This is a genomic window from Pseudomonas fluorescens (genome assembly GCF_005938625.1).
Lineage (GTDB): Bacteria > Pseudomonadota > Gammaproteobacteria > Pseudomonadales > Pseudomonadaceae > Aquipseudomonas > Aquipseudomonas fluorescens_BD.
The window spans coordinates 1-3,169 of record NZ_VCNJ01000081.1; the positions used below are offsets into that span (position 1 = coordinate 1).

Below are 3,169 nucleotides of genomic sequence, written 5' to 3' on the forward strand. Positions count from 1 at the left end.
CCGCCTGTGCCGCCGCCCGTGTTCTGGTTGTGAATCCCGTCCGCCGAATGGATGTACACCGAACCACCATGGATGGCCGCATCGACGTTGCTCACATTGCTCGCATCGATGGACAGCTGGCCTTTGGACGCCACCAGGGCGGTGGTCGCCTTGTTATTCGCCACGTCAGCCAGTGTCGCCTGGCTCAGGTAGACCTTGGGGCTCAATACCGAGTACCCGTTGACCACCTCGGGCTCATACCAGATGATGTCGTGAGTCAGCATGTTGTACTGATCCCGCGTCAGCGGAACTCCAAACTCCAGATTCTGCGCGACCTCTTCGGACGCGGCATTGTCCATCAGCGTCTTGACCAATGCGGTGCCGGACAGCCCGTCCTTGGCCGCAAAGTAGCCACCTGTCGTCTCCTGGATGGACTGGGTGATCAACTGGTTGTCGAAGAAGGCATCGCCAATCACCGGTACCGTGAGATCACTGTGGTAACCGATCTTGTCGAAGAAGTATTGCGAGCCAAAGAACTTGCTCTGGTCGATGTAGGCAATGCGTGTTTCGTACACAGGATAGATTGGCGTAAAGGCCATGGGGGCAGAGGCCGCGGTCGAAGCGGTGACAATGTTCGTGTTGACCCGCGCCACTTCGGCGCCCAAGGCGCTGACGGAGCCTTTACTCGTCAATTGCACTGCGGCGCCCAAGGCTCTGACGGAGGCTTTACTCGCATTCAATTGCGTTCGTATTTTCGACAAATCCAGCGGAGGAGGCGCCGTATGGATGTCAAACAACGCCCGGGTTTGGGTCAGTCGATAAAGGACGTTCTGCGGGTTCATCGCCGTGGTCAGCGCCGCAAAATTGGGGGCCTGGCTGAAGTCGAACAACACGTTGGTGTTGAAGGTGCGATCAAAGTTGCCCTGCGGCGTCGAGATGGTTTCGGTACCGACTTTCACCGCGACCGTTTGCTGCTCCTTCTGTCGACCGCCGTTGGTGAACGCGCCGCCGGTTTGCGTAAACGCACCACCCGCCGAAATTTCGGCTTGTTTGTCCCCCGAGAAGGAGAGCGCGACCGAAGACTGCAAGTTCCTGAAGCGCTTGCTCAGTTCATCGCGAGACTGCGCTCTCCAATCCGCGCCCAGGGTCGCGCTCATCAGCTGGCTGAAAACCGAGTCATGAGTATTCTGAAGGGTTTTGGACACGTCCTCGTCGTAGTATTTATAGGCGGCGAAAATGGTGTGCGCGTTATTGGAGTTACCGTAGGCGCTGCTCAGTAAATCCCACAGGCTGCCATAGCTCTGTTTGGTCGGATTCGCCGGAGCAAGGCTGTCCTTAGCGGCTAGCGTGATCTTGCCGGTTTCGGTCAATAATTGGTAAATGGACTTCGACGCCTCGGTCGAGGTGTTGGCCAGATTGCCATCGATCTTGATATTGCCCGCGGCCGTCAGCAGGCTGTCGGCGTTGGTGATGTGGGCGCCCCTGCCATGCTTGGCGCCCTGATTGATGTTCAGGTCGCCGCTGCTTTCGATGACGGCCTGAGTCACCGAAATCTCACTCTTGTAGTACGGCAACATCATGGCAATGCCGATGCTGGTGGAGCGACCGTCGTGAGGCCAGTCGTACCCTCCAACGACCGGTGAATAACCGGCGACCACCGCCGTGCCCGTGGCGACGCCCCGGTTGGTGATCGTGTCGGCATCAATCGACATGGAGGCGCCGGAGGTGATGCGCCCCAGATCGTTGGTCACCTCGCTGGCGGTCAAGGACACATTGCCCAGGCCCATGATCCGCGCACCTTGCAGGTTGGAGATCTTCGAGCCCGCTTCCAGCGTCAGGTCCTGCACGGCGAACACCAGCTGTTGGGCGGCGTTTTCGATCGCGCCGGCGGCTTTCACCACCAGACTTTTGCCAGTGACAATGCCCTGATTGTTGTGCACATCCCCTGAGGCATTCACGTGAATGCTGCCGGGGTTGTTCAGCTCGGCGCTGGTTGTCACATCGTGGGCGTTGAGGGTGAGCAGTTGCTCGGCCAGCGGCGCCCTCTGACCTTGATCGATGGTGAGATCGCCGCCGTTCTTGATGCTCAGCGTTGCGGTGTTCTGCGAGCTGATGTTGGCAGAGTTGGCATAATCCGAGGTTTTGATGTCGATGTTGTCGGTGGCCAGAATCTCACTGTCCGCCCCATGGAAGTGGGCGGCATCAATGGCGACCTGGTTGCTTTTGAGAGACGCGGCGGTGTTGCTGACAAAATCGTTTTTGGCCTGGATCGCAATGGTGTCGGCCAGGATCTTGCCACTCTGGATGTTGCTGACGTTGTGGCCGTCGACAGTCAACTTCGGTGTGGCAATGGTTGCATCGCCTGCGTTGACGACGTCGCCTTGAGCCTGTATCGAGACCTGGGTATCGGCCTTGATAATCGCCGCGTCACGGTTGGTGATGTCGTGAGTGGCGCTCAGGCTGACGGTGTCCCCCAGAATGTTGGCGCCGGTCGCGTTATCGATCGAGCCGGTGCCCGCCTTCACGGTCGAGCCCTTGATCAAGGCGTCATCGTTGAGCAACTGCTTGGCGGCACTAATCACCACGTCGGTCTTGGAAATCAGGGTCGACTTGGCCGTGTTGAGCACATCGCCCAGCGCATCGATGTGAATGCTGTCGCCGGCAATGGCACCGTGCTGGTTGATCACGTCAGTGCCGGACTTCAACGTCACGTCGGCACCCGCCAGGTGCGCCCCGACGTTGGCGATGGAGGCCCCAGCCTGTACGTCCAGCGCGCCCTTGGCCAAGATGTTGGCCTGAGCCTCGTTACGCACATCGCTGCGCGCCTTGAGGGTCACGGCGTCCCCGGTCAGGGTCGAACCCGCACTCGGGGATTGACCGCTGTTGGTGATCTTGTCGGCATCGATGAGCAGGTTCTGGGTCGCCGAGATCACCGAACCGTCCAGGTTGGAAGCCTGTCCACCGGCGGTGAGGCTCAGATCGCCCCCGCTGAGCAGGAACGACTGCCCGCTGTTGCTCACATCGCCCTGCGCACGCACCGTGACTTGTTTATCGCCTTTGATAATCGCCGCATCACGGTTCTTGATGCCCTGACCGGCCGGCAGGGAGACGCTGTCCCCTCGAAGATTGGCGCAGGTGGCGTTCTCGATGGAACCGGTGTCAGATTGCACCTGCAGCTTGTTAGTGGCGG

Annotated in this window: 1 protein-coding gene; it reads right to left on the minus strand. The window is 59.5% G+C overall.

Features of this window, described 5'->3' with window-relative positions; translation table 11 throughout:
• Window positions 1-3,169: hypothetical protein (locus FGA82_RS32265; RefSeq protein ID WP_171057388.1), on the minus strand; the 3,169-nt coding region annotated here is incomplete at both ends.